Below are 23761 nucleotides of genomic sequence, written 5' to 3'. Positions count from 1 at the left end.
ACTACCGAGGGCACCGTTGCCGATACGCGCTGTGAGCATAATGGACGGTCGGAGGCCGCCCGGCAACCCCCGCCCCTCCCGACCGGGAGGCGACGGTGGGCGGACACCGGCACCGCCGGCTGTCGGGGCCGTCCCCGACGGGACACTGCCGCGCGTAACCGGTTGCTACCGTGTCGGTGACGTCGGGTCGGCCGACCACGGCGGGCCGACACCACCGGGCAAGGTGGCATCGGCGGCCGATGTCCCCTGGGGAGGGTCGGATGTGGGCGGACGAGACGACACTGGACGCGGCGGCACGCCGGCTCGACGAATGGGAGTCGTCGCTCGCCGGGCAGGCGGAACGGGCGCGCGCCCTGTCGGCCAGCGCGCAGGCGTTGACCGGCACCGCCCGCAGCTCCGACCGCACCATCGAGGTCACCGTCGACTCCACCGGTCTGCTGGTCGACCTGCGGCTCGACGAACAGACCCGGCAGCACTCCGCCGCCCACACCGCCCGGCAGATCATGGCGACCACCCGGGCGGCCCGTACCGACCTGCTGCGGCAGCTCACCGAGGCCACCACCCGGGCCCTCGGCGCCGACGACCCGGCCACCCAGGCGATCATCGAGTCCCACCGGCGGCGACTCCACGCCGGGCCGGGCACGCCGGATGCCCACCGGTGACGGCCTCCGGGTCGACCCGGACGACCTGAACCGGCACGCCGCCCACCTCGACCGCTGCGCCGACAGCCTCGACACCGCCCGCCGGGCCGGCCGGCACGTCCGGCTCGACGCCGACGCGTACGGGCAACTCTGCGCGATCATGCCGGTGCTGCTCGACGGCCTCCAGCAGACCCTGGTCGACGGCGTCGGCACCGCCGCCGGTTCGGTCCGTGACACCGCCGCGAAGCTGCGGTCCGGCGCTGCGGGCTACCGGGCCGCCGACACCCGGGCCGCCCGACACCTCGACCGGATACGGGACGGTCGGTGACCGGCAACCCGCTGGTCGCCGCGGCGTCGGACGCCGGCCCCAGCGCGTGGGCCGGGATCTGGATCTGCGAGGACATCGAACTCATCGCCCGGGGCGTCCGCAGCGGAAGCTGGATCGACGGCAGCCTCGGCGTGGTCAGCGCCGGACTGGACGCCCTCGCCCTCGTCTCCGACCCGGTCGGCGCGCTGCTCCAGTACGGCATCGCCTGGCTCATCGAGCACGTCAGACCGCTCAGCGAAGCCCTGGACTGGCTCGCCGGCGACCCGGCACAGATCACCGCCCACGCCCAGACCTGGCGCAACGTCGCCGCAGCCCTCCGGCAGGACGCCGCCGAACTGACCCACGCGGTGCGTACCGAGGTCGCCGGCTGGGGTGGCAGCGCCGGCACCGCCTACCGGGCCTGGGCCGCCGAGCAGCAGCGGGCGATCACCGGCCTCGCCGAGGGCGCCGACACCCTCGCCGCCGCCACCGAGGGCGCCGCCGGCCTCGTCGCCGCCGTCCGGCTCCTCGTCCGCGACGCCATCGCCGCCTGCGTCTCCCGCCTCGTCGTGTACGCGGGCGAACTGCTCGCCACCGGAGGGCTCGCCACGCCGTGGGTGGTGGAGCAGGTGACCACGCTGGTGGGATCGTGGGCGGCGCGGATCGCCCGGCTGCTGCGCGGGTTGCTGGCCAGCCTGCGGCGGCTGCTGCCGGAGCTGCGCCGCCTCGGCGACCTCATCGAGAAACTCAAGCAGGCCCTCAACCGGCTCCGCAACGGAGGCCCAGCTAACGGAAGGAACAGGCCGCCTGCCGAGCCTCCTCGCCGTGCCGATCCACCGCGTCTCGACGAGGACCAACGGCTCCGTCAGCTCGGCATGGATCCGGCCACGGGCAGGTTCCGGCCCGGTGAGGCCGAAACAGCAGCCCGGCTGGAGCGGGAGCTGGACGTGACGCTGACCCGGGCCCCGCAGAACTCGTCCGCCGACTGGGTCGACAGCAACGGCCGTACCTACGATGCGGTCGGCAACTTTCCGGGCCATTACTTCGACCAGCAGTGGCCTCAGTTGCAATACCAGATCGAGCGACACCTGACCAAGGCCGACCTCGTACCGGTTGACGTTTCGCGGTTCTCAGCGGAGCAGATCGCTACGATCGAGCGGTTCATAGCCGATCGCGGCCTCGGCCCGCGAGTGTTCATTGTGGGGAAATGATGGCTGGCCTCATCGTGCTGAAGCCCGGCGTCGATTGGACGGCGACCGGCGGTCTGTTCGACTGGACGCTGGAGTTCCTCGTCTCGAGGCTCTCCGACAGGCAGGTCGCCGACCAACTCCAGGAGATCGTCGACAACAACCTCGGCTCTGTCTGGGTCCATGAACTGCCCCCCAGCGCGCAGGTGGAGATTTTCGGTCATTGGCGACGCGGCCTGGTGGAAGCCGGCAAGGAGGATCTCCCGGAGAACGACCACAAGACCGAAGTTCTCCGCCACCTCCAGGAACTGGTGGACGCCACGTACTCGGCTGATCCAGACCCAGGCAAGACGAGATCATGACGCTTGACGACCTCACCGCGATGATGGCTGCTGACGAATACCACAGGTACGAGAGCAGTCCTGGTGGCGTCCTCTCCATCGTTACGCCGCCGGGATACTCACATGCCGTCATCGCGACCCGGCTGATGCTGTGGCTCGCCCAGGCGGTCGGGTTACGCATCCCGGGACGGCACGGTGGGGTCGGTGGACGCATCCCCGACCTGGTGGTGTGGAGCAAGGAACAGGCCGACGGGGTCTGGCTTCCGGTGGCCGACGTGCTGCTCGTCATCGAGGTCGTCTCGCCAGGTTCCGAAGGCGTGGACACCGTAACGAAGCGCAGCGAGTATGCCGCCGCTGGAACTCCCCAGTACTGGATGGTCGACCAGGATCAGGCGCAGACGGTGACGATGCACCATCTGGACGGCAATCGCTACACCCTCCGGGCCATCATGCCGCTCGCCTGGGTCCTCAGCACCGACCCGGCAGAACACGATCTCGGCTGACACCACCGGAACCCGGTGCCCTGCGGATCATCGTGCATTGTCCCGCGTCGTACCGGGGGCGCTCGTGAATCGGCTGGTCACGTCGATCCCGTCACGCAGGTAGTCGCCGAGCCTGATCCGTACGCCGTTCCGGACCACTTCGGTTCCCGCTCCGAACGATTCCGGCATCCGCCGGGTACGCCACCAGCGCAACGGCTCCCCCGCCGCCCGCTTCTGCCGCTTGAGGACCGCCTCCGCCTCGATGACGTCCGCGTGCCGACCCTCGACGACCTCGACCAGTTGGGCGCCCGCCCGCAGGTGTTGCCGTACCCGGCTCGCCCCGCCGACGCCGAACTTCAGCAATCCGCGATGCCGCACCAGATACAGCAGGTACGGCGTGTCGCGGAGTGCGGCGAAGGTGCGGTCCTCGGGCTCGGGCGGGCACTGTGCGCAGCTGCGGTCGCGCAGCCGTTGCCACGAGTCGCAGCGCAGGTGCAGTCCCCAGGTCCCGTGCGAGAAGGGTGCCTGCCGTTCGCCGTACCACGGTAGGCCGTGGACGTCGCCGGCCAGGTCGGCCCAGCCGTCGCGGCGCCGCCTGTCGAGTTCCTCGCCGAGGGCGATCGCCGCCTGGAACTCGGCGGCGGCCCGGATGGAGACAGGCTCGGGGTCGGCGAGGCCTGCGAAGCGGCGAACCCGGTCCGCGAGTCCGGGTTCGTCAGGAAGCCGGGCCAGCAGGCGTGCGCCGGCGGCGAGGCTCAGGCCGGCCGACCGCTCGTCCAGGCAGATGTGGCACCGGGTCCGCCAGCCGGTACGGCAGACCCGGAGGCTGCCGCAGCTGCGGCACTGGTAGACGTCGACGCCCCCGCCCGGCAGCAGGCCGAGCGGTTGCACCTGTTCGGCGACCAGGGCGGCGCATGGGTGGCAGTGGGCGAACCAGGCGATGTCCGGGCCACGGTGGCGGGTGTTCGCCCGGCCTTCGACGGTGTCGCCGCAGTTGACGCAGATGCATCCCTCGGGTCGGCTGGCCCTCGACTGTCGCGTCGTCACTCGCCGGCACCGGCGGAGCGCCGGTTGCGGGCCCGGTGGGCGCGGGCTGCCTTGGCCTGCGGGGTCCCGCCCCGCCCACCCTCTGCCCAGGACACCTTGCTGTACCCGTCCCAACGGGCGTCGAGTGCAGCCGCCTTCTCGTGCCCGTCCGGGGTGACGGTGAAGTCGCAGTCGATCGCCCGCAACTGCATCCACACCGCGTTGACGATGTCGGCGTACTGATCTTCTTTCAGACCCCAGAGGCGTACAGTGAACTCCCGCTCGACCTGGCTCATCGCAGGCGGATTCCTGCACAGTGGTTGCTGCTGTGCTCGTGGCGGTGCCGCATCCAGAACACCACGTCGAGGACGCGGAGCAGGCTCACCGCCTCAGGCAGGCCCGCCTTCTCGTGCAGTGCGTGCAGCCGTTGCCCCAACACGCCCTCCTCCTCGCGGAACCTGCCGTGCAGCCACTCCCAGAAGCCGGTGCCGGTGCGGTAGGCGCAGGACACCACCGTGTCGTACACCGGCACCAGCTTCGGACGCTTGCGGGCGAGCAGCTTGCCGGCGATGACCCACCCGATGCCGTCCGCGTCACGCAGCGCCCGCCACGCGGCGTCCGCAGCACCGCCCGACACCACCAGTGGGTACGCCTCATCGGTACCCAACGCGACGTCGACCGGGACCATTGCCAGTTCGGCGGCGATCCGTTCACCGAGCTGCCCCTGCAACAGGTCGAGTGCCCGCCGTGGGGGCACCCGCACACCGAGCAGTTCCACCGCGACGAGGTCTTCGGCGGTGACGGCACCAGCCGTCTCAGGGCGGCTGCCGCCACCACCGAGTTGGTCGAACTGTCCGCCGGTGAACGCCGCGTCGCCGGTGGCGAGGTAGTAACCGTGCAGGTCGGAAACCGACCGGGGATCATCGAGTACGGCCAACATCTCGGCGAGAGTCAGGGGTTGCGGCACGCTTCTCCTTCGAGGGCTCGTGCTCACCAGCAGCGAACGACAGGTACGAGCGGGGTGGGTCGCTCCGGACACCGGCCCGACCTCGCGGACGCTGACCACGAACGTTGACCCGGTGGTCCACATGCACGGATTCGGGGCGCGGTGCATCGACGCCAGGTGCAGTGCCGGAACCATCCCTGATCCGGCAACACAACCAGATCGACGACCTGTGGGGCAACACCACGGCACGGCGCTGCCCTCGCTCGTGAACGGCCGAGAAGAATGCCACCGCAGTCCTCGCGTACCTGCGCTTTCGCACCGTCAGTGATACCGGGGAGCGGGTGCACATCGTCATCTGCATCGATGGCATCCGTTGTCGGGTCAGAAACATGACAACCAGCTGAGCAGGGATCACGCGGCTCGTTGCCACCCGCTAGCCGAGCCCTCCGGCGAACGGCGTCGACCGCCACTGGTCGAGCATGCCGCCGACGGCGTCCGCCAGCATCGGCAACTCGGGGGCCAGGGCGAGACAGGCGACGCCCCGCAGCATCCCCACCGCCGTCACGAAGCGCAACACGTCCTCGTCGAGGTCCCGCAGGTTCCGGCGCTGCGCCGCACGCCGGTAGGCGGCCTCACCCTCCGGACCGACGCCGACGACGTCCCACTCGACGGGCCCCAGCGTCACCATCTCGAAGTCGGCGTGGCGATATCCGTCCACCCCGGCAACCATGTTGACGACCGGTGAGTCTCCGTGGACGGGTTGGAGGTCGATCCCGGGGAACGTCTTCTCGAACAGTTCACGGGAGCGTACGAGCGGTGCCAGCACCTGCCATTCGCGGCGGGCGCGGTCCAGGTCGGCCGGGTCGATGAGCTCGGGCTGGCCGTCGAGCGCGACGAGGCCGTCCTCGACGAACTGCGGCTCGGCGGCGGACAGGAACGACAGCTCACCCGGATAGTCGCGCAGCGCGGCGTGCAGCTCGGGTACGAGGCCGCAGTTCGCCACATAGTCGGGTTCCCCGGCCGGGGCCAGCTCGATCAACTGCCAGAACGTCATCGAGAACCCGTCGTGCCGGACGGGTTCGCGGGGCACGAGGGGGCTGGGCGCAATGACCGGAACGCCCCGCTCCGTGAGCCATCCCGTCACGTCCAGTTCCGCCCGCTGCCGACCGGCCACACTGTCGAGGTCCGCATAAGCGGGCAGGACCGTGGGCACCCGGGCCACGACCGGGGACGGCGCGAGGTGCACGACCACGGAGAAGGCCTCGTAGAGCACGCGGGCGTCGGTCACGTCGAGCCCCCGGGCGCGTCCGGCGTGGACGGCCGCGTCGACCGCACGGCGGGTACGGTGGGCGATCTGCTCCGGGGTCAGAAAGCTCTGCATACCCCGATCCTCCCTCACGCCGCCGGCTGGTCGGGATCTCCGTCCCCGGGTGGGCGGCGGGTGCCGGTGACCACGGTGCGGGGCAGCCGCCCCGCCCGGGAGTGACCGGCCAGGGTGTCGCCGTCCACCACCACGTCGAAGTCGAGGTGCAGGCGCATCGGACGGGCCACCGACTGTCGCCAGGTCACGCGGGCGTCGGCACAGGTCACCGCCACCAGCGCCACGGTCTCCGCCGCCGTCGACGCGGTGCCGGCGGGCACGCCGTCGATGTCGTGGAAGACGTAGGTGGCGCGGAGCGTGCCGATGGGGGTCTTCAGGCTGACGTCCCAGGTGCCGATGACGGGATGTACCACCGTTTCTCCTCAGACCGGGACGGGGAGGTGGCCGGCGGCACGCCACACGGTGCCGCGTCGCTCGTATGCGAAGAGGGTTTCCACGGCGTGCGCGACCCGGGGGCCGAACTCCCGTTCCAGGATGTGCAGCCCGAGGTCCAGGCCGGAGGTGACGCCGCCCGCGGTGACGAGGTCGCCGTCGTCGACGACCCGCGCCGGCACCGCGTGTACGCCGGTGGCGTCGAGCACGTCCATGCCGAGGTGGTGGGTCACCGCGTGGCGACCCTCGATCAGGCCGGCCATCGCCAGGGCGAGCGACCCGCCGCAGACGGCCGCCACCGTCACGTCGGGGTTGTCGAGGGCGGCGCGCAGCGGTACGGCCGCCGAGTCGGCGACCCGGGCCAGCAGCACGGGGATCGTCACCACGCCCTCGTCGGGGTCGCCGGTGCTCGGACCGCTGGCACCGGGCACCACGACGTAACCCGACCGGGTCGGGTCCAGCGGCGCGGTCGCCCGCAGCGTCAGGCCCCGGGTGCCGCTGACCACCTCCCTCGGGCCCTCCGCTGAGACGAGTTCCACCGTCAGGGCACCCCCGACGGTGTCGCCGCCGGCGGCGAGGACCTCGAAGGGCGCGACGACGTCGAGCGGGTCGAACCCGTCGAACAACACGATCTGTACCAACATGCCACCGATCCTCGACCTCACCGCCTGACCCGGCCAGTGGCAGGATTGCCATCGTCCGACTGTTTCTTGCCGCACGTCGTCGCTCCCGGGGAGGTGCCGCTGTGCACACCGTGCTGGTCCTGGCGCTCCCGGGCACGATCGCGTTCGACCTGGCCACCCCGATCGAGGTGCTGGGCCGGGTACGGCTGCCGGGCGGCCGGGCCGGCTACCAGGTGCTGGTCTGCGGCAGCGAGCCGGTCGTCGACGCCGGCCCGCTGCGGCTGGCCGTCGACCACGGCCTCGACGCGCTCGCCGCCGCCGACACCGTCATCGTGCCCGGCCGGTACGACCCGACCGCGCCGGTGCCCGGCGCGGTGCTGGACGCGCTGCGTTCCGCCGCTGCCGCCGGCGTCCGTATCGGCTCGATCTGCGTGGGCGCGTTCACCCTGGCCGCCGCCGGGTTGCTCGACGGTCGGCCGGCCACCACGCACTGGGCCGCCGCCGAGCGGTTCCAGGCGACGTACCCGGCCGTGCGGGTGGACCCGGAGGTGCTGTACGTCGACACCGGCCAGTTCGTCACCTCCGCCGGGGCGACCGCCGGTGTGGACATGTGCCTGCACCTGGTCCGCCGCGACCACGGCTCCGCGGTCGCCGCCGACGCGTCCCGGCAGGCCGTGGCCCCGCTGCACCGCGACGGGGGGCAGGCGCAGTTCATCGTGCGCCCCGGCGTGGACCCCGGCGGGGTGGGTCTCGGCCCGGTTCTGGAATGGTTGGAGTCGCACGCGGACGAGCGGCTGACCCTGGCCGAGGTGGCCGCCCGGGCCGGGCTCAGCGTGCGTACGCTCAATCGCCGTTTCCACGAGGAGACCGGCCGTACCCCGATGCAGTGGGTCGCCGCCGTGCGGATCCGCCGGGCGCAGGAGCTGCTGGAACGCACCGACCACGGCGTCGACCGGATCGCCCACCTCGTCGGTTTCGCCTCACCGGCGCACTTCCGGGTCCAGTTCAAGCGGCTCAGTGGGGTGTCGCCGCAGGTGTACCGCAGGACTTTCGTCGCCGGGCGGGTGCCCGGTTGAGCAGGGGCCCTCGTGCGCCGTCCCCGGTGTGGTCCGGCCGTCGGGCAGGGCCCGCCCAGCTCACCGTCAGCGCAGTGCGGTGCTCGCGGCGGCCCGCACCGCCCCCGTCAACGCCGCCAGCGCCGCTGATTCCAGCCGCCAGTACTGCCAGTAGAGCGGCACGTCGAGGTGCCGGCCGGCGGCCAGCTCGACGAGGCGGCCGGCGGTCAGCTCGGGGCGGGCGACGGCCTCGGGGAGCAGCCCCCAGCCGAGGCCGAGCCGGATCGCCTCGGTGAAGGCGGCCGTCCCGGGCACGAAGTGTGTCGGCGGGTCGACGTCGCGGCGGGTGAGCGTACGGGCGAAGCGGTGTTGCAGGGTGTCCTTGCGGTCGAAGCGGATCATGGTCGCGGTCGGGAACGCGGTCGCCGGGTCGCGGTCGGCGAAGCTCGCGGCGTGCAGGGCGGGGGTGGCGACGGCCCGGTACCGCATCGCGCCGAGGCGCAGCACCCGGCAGCCCTGCACGGGGGTGCGTTCGGTGGTGACGGCCGCCATCACGGTGCCGTCGCGCAGCAGTCGCGCGGTGTGCCCCTCGTCGTCGGTGTGCAGGTCGACCAGTACGTCGGGGACGGCGGTCAGGGCCGGCAGGAACCAGCCGGCGAGGGAGTCGGCGTTGACCACGACGGCGACCCGGGTGCGGGTGCCATCGCCCAAGGTGCCCCGCGCGGCGTCGAGGGCCTCCTGTTCCAGCAGCGCCACCTGCCCGCCGAGGCGGACCAGCGGGGCACCGGCGGCGGTCGGCACGACCGGCCGGGCACGGCGCACGAGCACCTGCCCGACGGCCTGTTCGAGGGCCTTGATGCGTTGGCTGACCGCCGACGGGGTGACGTTCATCGCCCGCGCGGCGGCGTCGAAGCTGCCGTGGGTGACGACGGCCTGGAACGTCGCCAGCTGGACCGGGTCGAGCGGCATAAGCGATTTTAACGCCGGTGCAGAATCTTTAGCTGGAGTGCAGGAGGCGGCCGTCCTAGCGTGGCCGCCATGGGTTCCGTGCTCGCCGGTTTCGGCTTCTCCCTCGCGCTGATCGTCGCCATCGGGGCGCAGAACGCCTTCGTGCTGCGGCAGGGGTTGCGCCGGGAGCACGTGCTGCCGGTGGTGGCGGTCTGCGTGGCCGCCGACGCGACCCTGATGACGGCCGGCATCGCCGGCCTGGGGGCCGCGCTGACCGCGACGCCCGCCGTCCTGGTCGCCGTCCGCTGGGGCGGTGTCGCGTTCCTGCTGGGGTACGCGGTGCTGGCCGCCCGCCGGGCGTTGCGCCCCACCGCTCTCAGCCCGTTGGACCGCCCTCCGGCCACGTTGCGGGCGACGCTGCTGGCCTGCCTGGCGTTCACGTTCCTCAACCCGCACGTCTACCTCGACACGGTGGTGCTGCTCGGCACGGTCGCCCACCAGGACCCGAACCGGTGGGCGTTCGGTGCCGGCGCGGCGGCGGCGAGCCTGGCCTGGTTCACCGGGTTGGGCCTCGGCGCGCGCCGGCTGGGGCCGCTGCTCGCCCGTCCGGTGGCGTGGCGGGTCATCGACGGGACGATCGCCGCAATCATGGCGGCCGTCGCCGTCTCGGTCGCCGTCGGCTGACCGGCGGCAGGCAGACGCACAGTTGCTGATCCGCCACCGGCGCGGGCCCTCCGGGCGGACCTCGGGACCGTAGGATCGACATCCTTCAACCCGTGATCCACTTTGGAGGGAACCGCGCATGACGGGTCCACTCGCCCGGCTCCGCACCGCCGTCCGACTGACGCTCGCGACCGCCGGTGTCGCGGTGCTCGCGCTCGCGGGCGCCGCCGCCGTCGTGACCACCCCGGCCCAGGCCGCCGGCCCCCGGCCGAACTTCCAGATGCCGGTGCCCTGCGGCGAGACCTGGCGGATGGCCACCTACTACGGTCACGACGACTACGACATCGACCTGACCTTCACCGGCGGCGCCAGCAACGGCCGGCCGGTCCTCGCCTCCTACGGCGGCACCGTCTCGTTCGCCGGCTGGGGCAGCGGTGGCGGCTGGTACGTGGTCATCGAACACGGCGACGGGTGGCGGACGCTCTACCTGCACATGATCGAGACCCCGATGGTGGCCGCCGGGCAGTGGGTGTCGACCGGCCAGCAGCTCGGCCGGGTCGGCAGCACCGGCAACTCCACCGGCCCGCACCTGCATTACGAGCAGGCGCGCGACGGCGTCAAGACCGAGGCGTACTTCAACGGGGTGCCGTCCGGCATCACCTCCGACGGCAGCCCGTCGACCGGCCCGCTCTACATCTCCGGCCCCACCTCGCCGGCCCGGAACATGACCAGCCAGAACTGCGGCCAGGCCGCCAACCGCCAGGTGTACGAGTCGGGCAGCCACAGCGGGTGGCAGATGCTGCCGGTCAACAGCATCACCGGCTCGGCCACCGCGTCCATGGTCATGGGCGGCAACAAGCTGCTCTACACGGTCAACAACGGCCTGGTGTACGAGGCGTCCAGCGACACCGGCTGGCGCAACCTGTGGACCGGCATCTCCGGCGTCAGCAACAACGCCCTCGCCGTGATCAACGTGGACGGCGTCAAGTACATCTACACCGTGGTCGGCGGCTGGGTGCACGAGGCGTCCAGCGCCAACGGCTGGAAGAACCTGAACACCGGCATCTCCGGGGTCAGCGCCAACGCCCTCGCCGCCATCAACCACAACGGCGTGAAGATCATTTACACCGTGGTAGGTGGCCTGGTGCACGAGGCGGCCAGCAACAACGGCTGGCGCAACCTGTGGACCGGCATCTCCGGCGTCAGCAACAACGCCCTCGCCGTGATCAGCCTGGACGGCGTCAAGTACATCTACACCGTCGTCGGCGGCTGGGTGCACGAGGCGAACAGCATCAACGGCTGGCGCAACCTCAACTCCGGCATCTCCGGGGTCAGCCCCGACGCCCTCGCCGCGATCAGCTTCAACGGTGTGAAGATCATCTACACGGTGGTCGGCGGGATGGTGCACGAGGCCGCCAGCAACAACGGGTGGCGCAACCTCAACTCCAACGTCCGGGGCACCGCCGTCTCGGCGACCACCATCAGCGGCGTGAAGGTCCTCTACACCGTCTGACGGTCACCTGTTTCCGCCCGCCCCGGCTGATCACCCCGCTCGCACGGTGGCCGGTGGCTGCCGCCGGCCGGACAGGCCGAGCCCTCCGGCGGCGCAGCCACCGGCCCGCCCCGCCGGGCACCTCGGCCGTACGCCCATGTCGGGCCCGGGGCTGCTGGTCGTCGGCGACCGCACCACGCGCGCCCCCTCCCCCGCCGGCGACTACCACAGCCTGGCGCTTCAGCCTGACTACACGGTGGTCGCCTGGGGTTCCAACGGCCACGGCCAACTCGGGGACGGCGGTAACGAGCCTCGTCCCACCCCGGTCCAGGTTCTCGCACCCCAGAGTTAGCGGGGACGGGGTCCGGGCTGGATGGTCGGGCCCCACCCCGGCCCCGACCGCCGGAGCCGGCCCACCCTCTCCCGTTCGGGGCGGAACGCCTGCTCGGCGGAAGCACGGCTCCGAGCCGCGCCGGCCGCCCACACGCACGGTAGGAGGCCGCCGCGCGGCCGGCAGCGCATACCGGCAGGCCGGGACGATGCGGCCCGGCGGAATGCCCGACATTCGTCATTCGTAATGGTCACTGTCCGCCACCAGGTCCGTGGCCGACTGACCTCAACGGGCGTTAAGTCGATACTCATTCCCGGCACATGGTTGACGGCCCGCATCCCGAGGGCAATCATGTTGTTCACCGGATTCCCGGCCCGCGCAAATGTCGGATCTGGTAGTTGTTCCGGCGTTTCGACGCGGTTGCCCGCGAGGCGGATGCCCCGTGCGCAATTTCCTGTCGAACCAGTCGGGAAAACTGCCGCAGGCAGTCAGGAGCACACCGGTGAACGGGAACGACGAAGATCCCGCGCCGACCCGGCCCCGGCCGGCGACACACGGCGCTGAGCTGCATGAACAGCTTGCCCTGCGGGGCGGCCCGCCGGTCCGGCACACCCCCTGGCCCACCTATGACAAGGGCGCGGTGCACGTGTGCGCGGAGGATGAGGAAGCGGCGATGCGCGCTATCCGCAGCCACCTCTACTTCCGCTACGACCACCGTGCCGAGTCGGAAACGGAGTGCGGGCAGTTCGAGGCGGAACTGTGCCGCTATTTCGGCACCCGGCACGCCCTCGCCGTATCCAGTGGCACCGCCGCGCTCGCGCTGGCGATCATGGGTGCCGCCGTTCCGCCGGGCGCATTGGTGGCCTGCCCGGGATTCACTTTCGTGGCCACCCCGAGCGCCATTGTGCTGGCCGGTTGCCGACCATTCCTGGTCGAGGTGGACGACGACCTGCGGATGGACCTCGACGACCTGCGCCGCCGCTGGCGGCCGGAGATCAAGGCGATCCTCGTGGTGCACATGCGCGGCTTCGCCGCCGACGTCGCCGCGCTGGCCGCCTTCGCCGCCGAGATGGGCGTACCGCTGATCGAGGACGCGGTGCCCGCGCTCGGCGCCGAACTGCACGGCCGCAAGCTCGGCACGTTCGGGGTGGCCGGGGCGTTCAGCACCCAGTCCGACAAGGCGCTCAACTGCGGTGAGGGCGGCTTCCTGGTCACCGACGACAGCACCCTGTTCGGCCGGGCGGTGGCGCTGTCCGGGGCGTACGAGGGGCGGCTGCGGCGACACTTCCCCGACACCGAACCGCCCGTCGACGGGCTGGACCTGCCCCTGCTCAGCCTGCGGATGGACGAGATCCGGGCCGCCCTGCTGCGCGCCGAGCTGACCCGGCTGCCGCAGCGGCTGGCCCTGTTCCACCGCAACTACGCCCAGGTCAGCGGTGCGCTGGCCGACCTGCCGGGGATCGCGATCCGCAACCCGGTCGCGCCCGGGGCGTACCTCGGAGAGGCGTTCGTGTTCCGGGTGCCCGGCGGCGACGCCGGATGGTTCGCCCGCGCCCTGCGCGCCGAGGGCATCGACGCCCGCAACATCGGCGCGGACGACGACCTCAACGTGCGCGCCTTCTGGAACTGGCGGTTCATGTACGACGACCGCGACCCGGCGCGGGTGCGGGCCACCCTGCCGCGCACCGCCCGGCTGCTGGCCGAGACGGTCGACGTGCCGCTGTCGTCCAGCCTGACCCCCGACGACTGCGACCAGCTGATCCGTGCGGTCCGCAAGGTGGCCGCCGCCGCCGGGGCGCGCCCACCCGGCGACCCGGAACCGGCGGGCGGGGTGTCGCTGCCGGCGGCCGTCGGGGTGGAGTCGGTGCGGGCATGACCACCGCCCCGACCCGGGACCCGGCGGTCCCCCGGCTGGCGATGGTGGGCATCTTCGGTGGTCTGTTCGCCGGCTACCTGGGGCTCACCGCGGTCATCCCGGTGCTCCCGGCGTTCCTGCGCGACCGGCACGACGCCGGGGACTTCACCGTCGGCCTGGTGGTCACCGTGACGGCGGCGACCGCGCTGCTGGTCCGCCCGGTGGCCGGCGCGCTGGCCGACCGGTACGGCCACCGAACGGTGATGCTGACCGGGGCGCTGGTCGTCGCCGCCGGCGGACTGCTCTACCTGCTGCCGTTGAGCGTGCCCGCGCTGGTCGCGGTGCGGCTGCTGCTCGGGGCCGGTGAGGCCGCCCTGTTCACCGCCGGTGCGGTGTGGACGGTGGCGCTCGCCCCGCACCACCGGCGCGGCCAGCTCATCGGCCTCTACGGGGTGAGCATGTGGGGCGGCATCTCCGCCGGCACGTTCCTCGGCGCGACCCTGCAACAGGTTTCCTACCCGGCGGTGTGGGCGCTCAGCGCCGCCGCGCCGCTTCTCGCCGCCGGGCTGGTCGCCGTGGTGCCGACGCCACCCCGCACCGCCCCGACCGGCGGTGGCGGTGGGTTGCTGCTGCGGCCGGCGCTGCTGCCCGGGATCGCCCTCACCTTCGGCGCGGCCGGTTACGCCGGGCTCGCCGCGTTCGTGGTGCTGCACCTCGACGCCCGCGACATCGGACACGGGGTGGTGGTGCTGAGCTGCTTCAGCGCCGTCTACGCCGGCACCCGGCTGGTCATCGGGCACCTGCCCGACCGGCTCGGCCCACGTCGGGTGGCGGCCTGGTGCGGGGTGGGCGAGGCGGTCGGGCTGGCCGTCGTCGCCGTCGCCCCCAACCTGGCGGTCGCCGTGGCCGGCAGCGTGATCATGGGGGTCGGCTTCTCGCTGCTGCACCCGTCGCTGGCGCTGATGGTGATGAACCGGACCGACCCGGCGCGGCAGGGCGCGGCGATCGGCGCGTACACCTCGTTCTGGGATCTGGGGCTCGCGGTGTGGGGGCCGGTCACCGGCCTGGTCGCCGCCGGCTTCGGCTACCCGGCGGTGTTCGCCGTCGGCGCGGCCTGCGCGCTGGTCGCGGCGGCCCTGGCGGTACGCATCGGCCGCCCGGTCACCACACCCACGGAGGTACGCGCCGGATGAGCGACCCGTTGACCGTCCTGTGCATCACCGGCTGGTGCCGCAACGGCAGCACCATCATCGGCAACGTCCTCAACGAGGTGCCCGGTTTCTTCCACGTCGGTGAGCTGCACTTCCTGTGGAAGAACGCCACCGGTCGGGGGGTCAACGACCGGTGCGGCTGCGGCGAGCCGTTGACCGGCTGCCCGATCTGGTCGACGGTGCTGCCGATCGGCCGGCCCGAGGGCACGTCCCCGAACGCGCACGCCACGGCGGTGATCCGGCGGCAGTGGTCCCGGGTTCGTACCCGGCACACCTGGCGGGTGCTGCGGCGCGGCCTGTACGACGACGAGATCCGGGCACACGCCGACCTGATGGGCCGGGTCTACCACGGCGTCGCCGAGCGGACCGGCGCGCGGGTGATCGTGGACACCACGAAGATCCCCGGCGAGGCCGCGCTGCTGGCGCACCTGCCCGGCATCCGGCCGTACTACGTGCACCTGGTCCGCGACCCCCGGGCGGTGGCGCACTCGTGGCGGGAGCCGAAGCAGTACGTCTACGCGATGTCCGCCGCCCGCAGCACCGGCTACTGGCACGGCTTCAACCTGGCCTCCGCCGCGATCACCCGCCGGCACCCGCAGCGGTCGATGTTCCTGCGCTACGAGCAGTTCACCGCCGACCCGGCCGGCACCGTCGACGCGCTGCTGCGGCTCTGCGCCGCCGACCCGGCCGGCAACCCGGTGCGCGACCGCACGGTGCACCTGCACACCAATCACACGGTCACCGGCAACCCGGACCGGTTCCGCACCGGGCCGACCCTGATCCGGGACTCCGACGACGGTTGGCGGCGCACCCTGTCCCCCGGCCGGCGGTGGGCCGCGACGGCGCTGGCCTGGCCGCTGTTCGGCCGCTACGGCTACCGCTCCCCCGGCCCCGCCCCGGCGGCGGTCGGCAGCACATCGGACAACGGGAGGTAACCGGCGTGGATCTCGGACTGAAGGGGCGGGTGGCCCTGGTCGCGGGGGGTTCCAGCGGCATCGGGTTGGCCTGCGCGAAGGAGTTCGCCGCCGAGGGCGCCCAGGTGGCGATCTGCGGACGCGACCCGCAGCGGCTGGCCGCCGCCGAACGGGAGGTGGCCCAGGTGGCCACCGGCCGGGTCAGCGCCACCAGTGTGGACCTCACCGACCCCGACGCGGCCCGCGACTGGGTCGACGCGGTCGCCGCCGACCTCGGCGGGGTGCACGTGCTGGTGGCGGGCGGTGGCAGCCCGCCGGTCGGCACCGCCGGCGGGTTCGCCGTCGACGACTACCGGGCCGCCGTGGACCGGGTGCTGCTGCCGGCGGTGGCGCTGGCCACGGCCGCGCTGCCACACCTGCGGGCCGCCGGCTGGGGGCGGCTGCTGTTCGTCGCCTCCGAGACCGCCTGCGTGCCGATCGGGCCGTTGGTGCTCTCCGGGGTGACCCGGGCGGCGCTGGTCCGTTTCGCCCAGGGCCTCGCCGTCGACGTCGGCCGCGACGGCATCACCGTCAACGTGCTCGCCCCGGGCGGGGTGCGGACCCCGCCGATGGAACGCGCCGCCGCCCGGCTCGCCACCGACGGCGACGTGGCGGCCCAACTGGCGGCGATGGGGCACCACAGCGCGGTGGGCCGGCTGGCCCGCCCGGACGAGGTGGCCGCGGTGGCCGCCTTCCTGGCCAGCGAGCGGGCGTCGTTCGTCACCGCCGGGGTGCACCTGATCGACGGCGGGGCCGCCGCGACCGGCCCGGACCTGCCCCACCTGACCGGGGTCGGCAGGGACACCTACGCCTGACCCCACCCACACCCCGCCCGCCCCGCGCACGAAGGAGTGCCGCATGTCCACGACCGGCCAGTTCACCGAACGGGACGTCTCCGAGTTCTTCGACCAGACCACCCAGACGTACCTCAGCTTCTGGGACAGCGAGGGGGTGCTGCACACCGGCTACTTCGCCGACGCCGACGACACCGACTACCCGGCGGCGGCCGACCGGACGTCCGACATCCTCGCCGCCGACGCCGGCATCGACGCGTCCTCGACGGTGCTGGACGTCGGCTGCGGCTGCGGCAACTTCCTGCTGCGGCTGGCGGAACACACCGGGTGCCGGGGCGAGGGGCTGGACCTGAGCATCGAGCGGGTCCGGTTCGCCCAGACCAGACTGGCCGAACGCGGCAGCGGTCTGCCGATCGCCTTCCAGCACGGCTCGGCCACCGCCATGCCGTACGCCGACGGCAGCTTCAGCCACGTGGTCAGCCAGGACGCACTGTTCCTGGTACCGGACAAGGCACGCAGCCACGCGGAGATGTTCCGGGTGCTCACCCCGGGCGGGACGCTGGCCGTCACCGACTTCCTGCAACCCGTCGCCGAGGTCGGCGAGGCGGCCCGCCGGCACGTCTACGACCGGGTGCGGTGGAGCAGCGGCTACTCCCTCGACGGCTACCGGGAGGCGTTGACGGCGGCCGGGTTCGAGGTGACCGTCGCCCGCAGCCTCGACACGCACATCCGGCAGACGTACCGGGTGCTCGGGGAGACCGCCCGGCAGCGGGCCGCCATCAGCGACGACGAGGCGGCCCGACGGTGGATCCTCGGCTTCGCCGCCTCCTGCGACGAGATCCAGGCGGCGATCGACCGGGGCGAGTTCGGCTGGGGCATGTTCGTCGCCCGCAAGCCGGCCTGACCCGCACACCGAACCGACCACAGGGGGAAGTCATGCAGCGCACCGACACCGTCAAGCGGACGATCGCCGAGGTCGTCGCCGAACGCAGGACCCAGATGTCGCCCGGCGGGCTGTTCGTCGAGGCGTTCGCCAAGGACGGTTTCGACACCACCGTCGACTACGACGTCACCATCACCGACTCGCTGACCAGTTCCCGGCGCAAGCCCCGCTACCCGTCGCGGAACATGCTCAAGGTGGTGGACCTGTCCCGGGAGCCGCAGGAGTTCTACTGGCACGAGAGCCCGCCCCGCCCCGGCGACCCGGCCGTGGACGGCGCGGACCTGCGCCGGGAGGCCGCCAACCACTTCCACCGCTCCCCCATCCCGGAGCTGCTGACCACCCGGGCCTGGGTGCAGGTGCCCGACGAACTGTGGGCCGACCCGGTGGGCTTCGCCCAGTTCATCGACTACCGCCTGGTGGTGCGGCTGGCCACCGCCGAGAACCACACCATCCTGCGCGGCGAGGGCGGGCTGCTGAACATGCCGCAGCTCGGCCGGCTCACCGACCCCGCGCCGTTCGCGTCGACCATCCTGGCCGCCTGCAACGAGGTGGAGCAGATGGGCAGCACCGCCGACGGGCTGATCATCAACCCGGCCGACTACTACCGGCTGCTCGGCGAGGGCCACCTGATGCGCGACGTGGAGGACAACGGCGTGTTCATCGTCCGGACCCGGTTGGTGGACCCGGGCACCGCGATCGTCGGCGACTTCGGCCACGGCGCGGTGCTGTTCGACGCCGGCCGGTCGACGATCCGGTTCGCCGAGCCGCCGCCGGGCACCTTCGCCGAGCCGGGGCGGGCGCTCTGCGCCGAGATCTGGGAACGGGTCGTGGTCAACCTGCCCACCTGCTTCTTCGTCGTCACCCTGTAGCGGGGGCCGACATGGCGACGACGCCCGCGCCGGACGACGTGCCCGGACGGTCCGATCCCGACGTCCTGGTCGTCGGCGCGGGCGTGGCCGGGCTGTTCAGCGCCTGGTTCCTGCGCCGGGCCGGGCTGAGCGTGACCGTGGTGGACCGGGGCGAGGTCGGCGACCCGGCCGCCTGCTCGTCGGGCAACACCGGTTTCGTCGGCACCCAGGGGGCCGCCCCGCTGGCCGAGCCGGGGGTGCCGGCGAAGGGGCTGCGCTGGTTGCTCCACCCGGACAGCCCGTTCTTCGTCCGGCCCCGGCCCGACCGGGAGCTGCTGACCTGGCTGTGGCACTTCCGCCGGCACTGCACCGAACGGCAGGCCCGCGCCGGCTTCGAGGTGCTGCTCGACCTCAAGCAGCGCAGCCTGGCCATCCTGCGGGAGGTCTGCGCCCACGACGACCTCGCCGGCACCCTCACCGCCCGCGGCATGCTGCTGGCCTGCCGTACACCGGAGGGGTACGCGCAGGCGCGGGCGTCGGTGCCGGCGGCGGTGGCCCGGGGGGTGCCGCTGCGCACCGTGGACCGGGCGGAGCTGGCCCGGCTGCAACCGGGCGTCGAGTTCGCCGTCGCCGGGGCGCTGCTCAACGAGGAGGGCGCGGCGCTGCGCATCCCGGCGTTCCTGGTGGCCTTCGCCGGGCTGCTGCGCGCCGCCGGGGTGGAGATCCTCACCGACACCGAGGTACGCGGCTTCGACACCGTCGACCGCCGGGTCCGCGCGGTCCGCACCAGCCGGGGCGACCTGCGCCCCGGTGAGGTGGTGCTCGCCGCCGGGGTGTGGTCGGTGGCGTGCGCCCGGCAGTTGGGCGTCGGCCTGCTGCTGCAACCCGCCAAGGGGTACGCGGTGACCGTCGACGCCGGCCCGGCCACCCCGACCCTGCCGGTCCTGCTCAGTGAGGGGAAGGTGGCCGTCATGCCGTTGGGCGACCGGGTACGTCTCGCCGGGACGTTGGAGCTGACCGGCCTGGACACCGGCGTGTCCCCGCGTCGGGTGGACGGCATCCTGCGCACCGTGCGGTCGTACCTGCCGGGGTGCGACACCCGGGGCCGGGTGCAGGTGTGGAGCGGGCTGCGGCCGTGCACCCCGGACAGTCTGCCGCTGATCGGCCGGCTCGGGTCGTACCGCAACGTCAGCGTCGCGACCGGGCACGGGCACATCGGGATGGGGCTCGCCCCGGCCGGTGGGCGGCTGCTCGCCCAGCTCGTCACCGGGGCGACGCCGGACGTGCCACTGGCGACGTTCGCGGTGGACCGGCACCGGCGGGGGCACCGGTGAGCGCCCCGACGATCGGGGTGCTCTGCCTGCAGACCAGCTTCGACAAGATCCCCGGCCACATCCGCAACCCGGCGACGTTCGACTTCCCGGTGGTGTACCGGGTCGTCGAGGGGGCCACCCCGCAACGGCTGGTCCGCGAGGCCGACCCGACCCTGCTCACGCCGTTCGTCACGGCCGCCCGGGACCTGCAGGGCGCCGGGGTCGCCGCGATCACCGGGGCGTGCGGGTTCCTGGTGCTGTTCCAGGCGGAGCTGGCCGCCGCCGTGGACGTGCCGCTGCATTCGTCGAGCCTGCTCCAGCTGCCGATGGTGCACCGGATGCTCGGTCCGGGCCGGACGGTCGGGGTGTTGACCGCCGACGCGGCGGCGCTGACCCGCCGGCACCTGGCCGCGGTCGGCGCGCAGGACGTGCCGATCCGGGTGGCCGGGATGGCCGACGCGCCGGAGTTCCGCGAGGTGATGCTGGAGGGTCGGCGCGACGCCCTCGACGTCGACCGGTTGGCGGCCGAGGTGGTGCAGCGGGCGGACGCTCTGGCCGGCCCGGACCTGGGGGCGGTGGTCATCGAGTGCACCGACCTGGTGCCGTTCGCGCACCTGATCCAGGCCAGGCTCGGGGTGCCGGTCTACGACATCGTCACCCTGACCACGATGGTGCACGCCGGCCTGGCCCGGCACCCGTACGCCGACCGCCGGTAGGTCGCGTTCCCCGTTCCGCCGGTCGGCCGGGTCCACCACGGACCCGGCCGACCGGCGGTTTTTTGTGGCTCCCCGCAGGTAGCCCGGCGCGCGGCGGTCACGCGGGCCGGGGCCGACGTCCGGGCCGATCCGCAGGTGATGCGGTATTCACGATTTCAAACTCCGCCATTGTCACGAGTTTCCGGCCGGAATCTCACCGTCGGTCGATGACGCATCGCACTGTGCGCGACGGCCCGCCGATCGCAGGATTGACATCAACCGATCAGGGGATGGGAGGCAGCCGAGATGGACGACAGATACGACGCGTACTGCGCGGTCGACCCGCTCTTCTACGACTCGTTGTCCAGCGCGAGCGCCACCGCCACCGGCATCGGCTACGCCGCGGACCGCCCGCAGCCCGAGGGCTGGGAGTGCGAGGTCAAGGACGACTGGCTGATCCACGCCCCGGTCGGCGGCACCCTGCCCGCCCAGGGCTGGAAGATCCACGTCTCGGCCCGGCTCGACAACGCCGAGCGGGTGCTGACCCAGGTGATGGACTACTGCGAGCCGCGCGGCATCCCGTTCAAGCACCTGCGTGGCCCCCGGATGCTGCTGATGCGCAACAGCAAGTACGCCCGCCGGGGCGGCAGCGGCAAGTTCGTCACCGTCTACCCGCGTGACGACGCCGAGCTGGAGCTGACCGCCAAGGAACTGGCGGCGCTGCTCGACGGCGAGCGGGGCCCCTACATCCTCAGCGACCTGCGCTACGGCGACGGCCCGGTCTACCTGCGCTACGGCGGTTTCGCCGCCCGCTACTGCCTGTCCGCCGAGGGTCAGGTGGTGCCGGCCATCGCCGACGCCACCGGCACCCTGGTGCCCGACCGCCGCGACCCGGTGTTCCACCTGCCCGACTGGGTGACCCTGCCCGACTTCCTCGCCCCGCACCTGGCCGCCCGCAACGCCGCCAGCACCACCGACCTGCCCTACCGGATCGAGAAGGTCATCCACTTCTCCAACGGCGGCGGCCTGTACGAGGCCCGGGACACCCGGACCGACACCCGGGTGGTGTTGAAGGAGGCCCGCCCGTACGCCGGCCTCGACGCCACCGGGGCGGACGCGGTGACCCGGCTGCGCCGGGAGGCCACCGTGCTGCGGCAGCTCGCCGACGTCCCGCACCTGGTGCGGGTGCACGACGAGTTCAGCTTCGGCGGGCACGAGTTCCTGGCCCTGGAGTTCGTCGAGGGCCGCCCGCTCAACCAGGTGGTGGTGCAGCGCTACCCGCTGGTGCACCCGGACGCCGACCGCGCCGACTACACCCGCTGGGCGTTGGACGTACACCGGCAGGTCGCCGAGGCGGTCGAGGCCATCCACGCGCACGGCCTCGTCTACGGCGACCTGCACATGTTCAACATCATGGTCGGCGACGACGGCGCGGTCACCCTGATCGACTTCGAGGTCGCCGCGCCGGCCGCCGAGGCGAGCCGCCCGGCGCTGCGCAACCAGGCGTTCGCCGCGCCCCGCGACCGGGTCGGCCCCGACGTCGACCGGTACGCCCTGGCCTGCCTGCGGCTGGCCCTGTTCCTGCCGCTGACCGCGATGCTGCGGCTGGCCCCGGAGAAGGCGGCGCACCTGGCCGACGTGGTGGCCGAGCACTTCCCGGTCGACCGGGCGGTGCTCGACGAGACCGTCGCGGTGATCGTCGGCGACCCGCCGGCCACCGGCACGGCGACCCCGACGGCACCTGCGGCGGCGAGCCGGCCGGACCCGGACGTGGTACGGGTCGACCCGGACGACTGGCCCGGCCTGCGCGACCGGCTGGTCCGGGCGATCACCGCCAGCGCCACGCCGCACCGCGACGACCGGCTCTTCCCGGGCGACATCCGGCAGTTCAGCGGCAACGACGGCGGGCTGAACCTCGCCCACGGCGCGGCCGGGGTGCTCTGGGCGCTGCACGCCACCGGCGCCCCCGTCGACCCCGACCACGTCCGCTGGCTGATCGACCGGGTCCGGGAACCCGCCTCCGGCAGCCGGCTCGGCTTCTTCGACGGGCTGCACGGGGTGGCGTACGTGCTGGACCTGCTCGGCCACCGCGACGAGGCCCGCCGGCTGCTGGACCGTTGCCTCGACGAACCGTGGACCGAACTCGGCAACGACCTGGTGGGCGGCCTGCCCGGCATCGCGCTGAACCTGACCCACTTCGCCACGCTGACCGGCGAGGACCGCTACGAGACCGCCGCCCGACGGGCCGTCGACCTGGTCGTCGACCGGCTCGGTGACGTCGACTCGGTGGCCGAGGTCAGCGGCGGCCGGTACCCGTACGCCGGGCTGATGCGCGGCGGCGCCGGGGTGGCCCTGATGCTGCTGCACCGGCACGAACGGGAACCCGACGCGCGGCTGCTCGACCACGCCGGGACGGCGCTGCGGCAGGACCTGCGCCGGTGCGTGCGCCGCGACGACGGGCACCTGGAGGTCAACGAGGGCTGGCGGACCATGCCGTACCTCGCGGAGGGCAGCGTCGGGGTGGGCCTGGTGCTCGACCGGTACCTGCGCCACCGGCCCGACGACACCCTGCGCGAGCAGGCCGACGCGATCCGTCGCTGCGCCGACTTCCCGTTCTACGCCCAGTCCGGGCTGTTCGCCGGACGCGCCGGCATCGTGGCCTACCTGGCCGGCCGGGGCGAGTACGACGTGGCCCGCACCCAGGCCCGCCTGCTGGGTTGGCACGCCCTGCCGTACGCCGGGGGCACCGCCTTCCCCGGCGACCAGCTGCTGCGGCTCTCCATGGACCTGGCCACCGGCACCGCCGGCGTGCTGGCCGCCGTGGCCGCCAGCCGACCCACCGACCCGGTCCGGTTGCCGCTGTTGGCGCCGACCGGTGACCCCACCCCGGCCGACTGACGGCCCACCCGCTCCCCGGGGGTCACCCCGGGGCAATCCGACCCGACCAGTGTGGAAAGGAGGAAAGACATGGCCCTGCTCGACCTCCAGGGGATGGAGCTGCCGGCCGCCGAGCGCACCGGCGGTGGCAGCCGGGCGAGTCTGCTGCTCTGCGGCGACAGCTCGCTGAGCGTCACCACCTGCAACTGAACCGACGGTCGTCGACCCGACGACCCGACCGAGTTCACACCAGGCACACATCCGTACCGCACACCGACAGAAAGAGGTAAGACCATGGCTCTGCTCGACCTCCAGGCGATGGAACTGCCGGCCACCGAGCGCACCGGCGGCGGCAGCCAGGCCAGCCTCCTGCTCTGCGGCGACAGCTCGCTGAGCGTCACCACCTGCAACTGATCGACCGGTATCGCATGGCCCCGGACCGGCACCTGCCGGTCCGGGGCCGCGCGGCGTGGGAGG

Annotated in this window: 27 protein-coding genes; 20 read left to right on the top strand and 7 right to left on the bottom strand. The window is 72.9% G+C overall.

What is annotated here, in order from left to right; genetic code table 11:
- Window positions 1-260: 260 nt before the first annotated feature.
- The 5 genes from FJK98_RS17265 to FJK98_RS17245 are packed head-to-tail and all read left to right on the top strand — an operon-like array spanning window position 261 to window position 2979.
- Window positions 261-662 (top strand): YbaB/EbfC family DNA-binding protein, encoded by a 402-nt coding sequence (locus FJK98_RS17265; protein ID WP_145919932.1) that lies wholly within the window; start codon window positions 261-263, stop codon window positions 660-662.
- The gene (locus tag FJK98_RS17260) at window positions 649-969 is read left to right on the top strand and encodes a type VII secretion target (protein ID WP_145919931.1); all 321 of its coding nucleotides are present in this window, start codon (window positions 649-651) and stop codon (window positions 967-969) included. The genes FJK98_RS17265 and FJK98_RS17260 overlap by 14 nt, the downstream gene beginning before the upstream one ends.
- Entirely contained in the window at window positions 966-2159 is a 1194-nt protein-coding gene (locus FJK98_RS17255; RefSeq protein WP_145919930.1) for a WXG100 family type VII secretion target, read from the top strand. Before FJK98_RS17260 ends, FJK98_RS17255 begins: the two co-directional genes overlap by 4 nt.
- A complete protein-coding gene (locus FJK98_RS17250; protein WP_228544088.1) occupies window positions 2156-2497 on the top strand; it encodes a hypothetical protein in 342 nt (113 codons plus the stop codon). The genes FJK98_RS17255 and FJK98_RS17250 overlap by 4 nt, the downstream gene beginning before the upstream one ends.
- Window positions 2494-2979: a Uma2 family endonuclease gene (locus tag FJK98_RS17245; protein ID WP_145919929.1), complete on the top strand. Its 486-nt coding sequence runs from the start codon at window positions 2494-2496 to the stop codon at window positions 2977-2979. Before FJK98_RS17250 ends, FJK98_RS17245 begins: the two co-directional genes overlap by 4 nt.
- 27 nt (window positions 2980-3006) lie before the next feature.
- Here FJK98_RS17245 and FJK98_RS17240 read toward each other — a convergent pair whose 3' ends face one another.
- From FJK98_RS17240 to FJK98_RS17215, 6 genes are all read right to left on the bottom strand, one after another.
- Window positions 3007-4005, bottom strand: coding sequence for a hypothetical protein (locus tag FJK98_RS17240; RefSeq protein ID WP_145919928.1), 999 nt, complete (start codon window positions 4003-4005; stop codon window positions 3007-3009).
- Complete coding sequence (locus FJK98_RS17235) at window positions 4002-4280, bottom strand: hypothetical protein (protein WP_145919927.1); 279 nt, start codon at window positions 4278-4280, stop codon at window positions 4002-4004. Before FJK98_RS17235 ends, FJK98_RS17240 begins: the two co-directional genes overlap by 4 nt.
- Window positions 4277-4951: a DUF6308 family protein gene (locus tag FJK98_RS17230; RefSeq protein WP_205789030.1), complete on the bottom strand. Its 675-nt coding sequence runs from the start codon at window positions 4949-4951 to the stop codon at window positions 4277-4279. Before FJK98_RS17230 ends, FJK98_RS17235 begins: the two co-directional genes overlap by 4 nt.
- 412 nt (window positions 4952-5363) lie before the next feature.
- Window positions 5364-6311 carry a phosphotransferase gene (locus FJK98_RS17225; RefSeq protein WP_145919926.1) on the bottom strand — a complete coding sequence of 316 codons (948 nt, stop codon included), beginning with the start codon at window positions 6309-6311 and terminating at the stop codon, window positions 5364-5366.
- A 14-nt stretch (window positions 6312-6325) separates the two neighbouring features.
- Window positions 6326-6664, bottom strand: coding sequence for a hypothetical protein (locus FJK98_RS17220; protein WP_145919925.1), 339 nt, complete (start codon window positions 6662-6664; stop codon window positions 6326-6328).
- Between the two features lie 9 nt (window positions 6665-6673).
- Window positions 6674-7327: a DJ-1/PfpI family protein gene (locus FJK98_RS17215; RefSeq protein ID WP_145919924.1), complete on the bottom strand. Its 654-nt coding sequence runs from the start codon at window positions 7325-7327 to the stop codon at window positions 6674-6676.
- 101 nt (window positions 7328-7428) lie between these two features.
- On the opposite strand from FJK98_RS17215, the gene FJK98_RS17210 reads away from it, so the two are divergent.
- The gene (locus FJK98_RS17210) at window positions 7429-8382 is read left to right on the top strand and encodes a GlxA family transcriptional regulator (protein WP_145919923.1); all 954 of its coding nucleotides are present in this window, start codon (window positions 7429-7431) and stop codon (window positions 8380-8382) included.
- A gap of 66 nt (window positions 8383-8448) precedes the next feature.
- Here FJK98_RS17210 and FJK98_RS17205 read toward each other — a convergent pair whose 3' ends face one another.
- Complete coding sequence (locus FJK98_RS17205) at window positions 8449-9330, bottom strand: LysR family transcriptional regulator ArgP (RefSeq protein ID WP_145919922.1); 882 nt, start codon at window positions 9328-9330, stop codon at window positions 8449-8451.
- A 69-nt stretch (window positions 9331-9399) separates the two neighbouring features.
- On the opposite strand from FJK98_RS17205, the gene FJK98_RS17200 reads away from it, so the two are divergent.
- The 14 genes from FJK98_RS17200 (at window position 9400) to FJK98_RS17135 (ending at window position 23698) form a co-directional block, all read left to right on the top strand.
- Window positions 9400-9993, top strand: a complete 594-nt coding sequence (locus FJK98_RS17200) for a LysE/ArgO family amino acid transporter (RefSeq protein WP_145919921.1) — start codon at window positions 9400-9402, stop codon at window positions 9991-9993.
- A gap of 118 nt (window positions 9994-10111) precedes the next feature.
- A complete protein-coding gene (locus FJK98_RS33630; RefSeq protein ID WP_205789029.1) occupies window positions 10112-11485 on the top strand; it encodes a M23 family metallopeptidase in 1374 nt (457 codons plus the stop codon).
- Between the two features lie 136 nt (window positions 11486-11621).
- Complete coding sequence (locus FJK98_RS34830; RefSeq protein ID WP_145922827.1) at window positions 11622-11816, top strand: hypothetical protein; 195 nt, start codon at window positions 11622-11624, stop codon at window positions 11814-11816.
- A 481-nt stretch (window positions 11817-12297) separates the two neighbouring features.
- A complete protein-coding gene (locus FJK98_RS17185; protein ID WP_145919920.1) occupies window positions 12298-13671 on the top strand; it encodes a DegT/DnrJ/EryC1/StrS aminotransferase family protein in 1374 nt (457 codons plus the stop codon).
- A complete protein-coding gene (locus FJK98_RS17180) occupies window positions 13668-14843 on the top strand; it encodes an MFS transporter (RefSeq protein ID WP_145919919.1) in 1176 nt (391 codons plus the stop codon). The genes FJK98_RS17185 and FJK98_RS17180 overlap by 4 nt, the downstream gene beginning before the upstream one ends.
- Window positions 14840-15796: a sulfotransferase gene (locus tag FJK98_RS17175; protein WP_145919918.1), complete on the top strand. Its 957-nt coding sequence runs from the start codon at window positions 14840-14842 to the stop codon at window positions 15794-15796. Before FJK98_RS17180 ends, FJK98_RS17175 begins: the two co-directional genes overlap by 4 nt.
- A 5-nt stretch (window positions 15797-15801) precedes the next feature.
- On the top strand, window positions 15802-16629 hold the full coding sequence (locus tag FJK98_RS17170; RefSeq protein WP_145919917.1) for an SDR family NAD(P)-dependent oxidoreductase: 828 nt from the start codon (window positions 15802-15804) through the stop codon (window positions 16627-16629).
- Between the two features lie 43 nt (window positions 16630-16672).
- Window positions 16673-17512, top strand: coding sequence for a class I SAM-dependent methyltransferase (locus FJK98_RS17165; RefSeq protein ID WP_145919916.1), 840 nt, complete (start codon window positions 16673-16675; stop codon window positions 17510-17512).
- Between the two features lie 32 nt (window positions 17513-17544).
- Window positions 17545-18420: a family 3 encapsulin nanocompartment shell protein gene (locus tag FJK98_RS17160; RefSeq protein WP_145919915.1), complete on the top strand. Its 876-nt coding sequence runs from the start codon at window positions 17545-17547 to the stop codon at window positions 18418-18420.
- A gap of 11 nt (window positions 18421-18431) precedes the next feature.
- Window positions 18432-19733: an FAD-binding oxidoreductase gene (locus FJK98_RS17155; protein ID WP_145919914.1), complete on the top strand. Its 1302-nt coding sequence runs from the start codon at window positions 18432-18434 to the stop codon at window positions 19731-19733.
- Window positions 19730-20428, top strand: coding sequence for an aspartate/glutamate racemase family protein (locus tag FJK98_RS17150; RefSeq protein WP_145919913.1), 699 nt, complete (start codon window positions 19730-19732; stop codon window positions 20426-20428). Before FJK98_RS17155 ends, FJK98_RS17150 begins: the two co-directional genes overlap by 4 nt.
- A 285-nt stretch (window positions 20429-20713) precedes the next feature.
- Complete coding sequence (gene lanKC, locus FJK98_RS17145; protein WP_145919912.1) at window positions 20714-23305, top strand: class III lanthionine synthetase LanKC; 2592 nt, start codon at window positions 20714-20716, stop codon at window positions 23303-23305.
- Window positions 23306-23374: 69 nt separating this feature from the next.
- Entirely contained in the window at window positions 23375-23494 is a 120-nt protein-coding gene (locus FJK98_RS17140) for a SapB/AmfS family lanthipeptide (protein WP_088647629.1), read from the top strand.
- Window positions 23495-23578: 84 nt separating this feature from the next.
- Window positions 23579-23698, top strand: coding sequence for a SapB/AmfS family lanthipeptide (locus tag FJK98_RS17135; protein WP_067312693.1), 120 nt, complete (start codon window positions 23579-23581; stop codon window positions 23696-23698).
- Window positions 23699-23761: the final 63 nt, after the last annotated feature.

It is taken from the genome of Micromonospora sp. HM134, from assembly GCF_007833915.1.
Taxonomy (GTDB): domain Bacteria; phylum Actinomycetota; class Actinomycetes; order Mycobacteriales; family Micromonosporaceae; genus Micromonospora; species Micromonospora wenchangensis.
The sequence above is the reverse complement of the archived record's forward strand: the minus strand, read 5'-3'. Positions and strand labels throughout refer to the sequence as shown.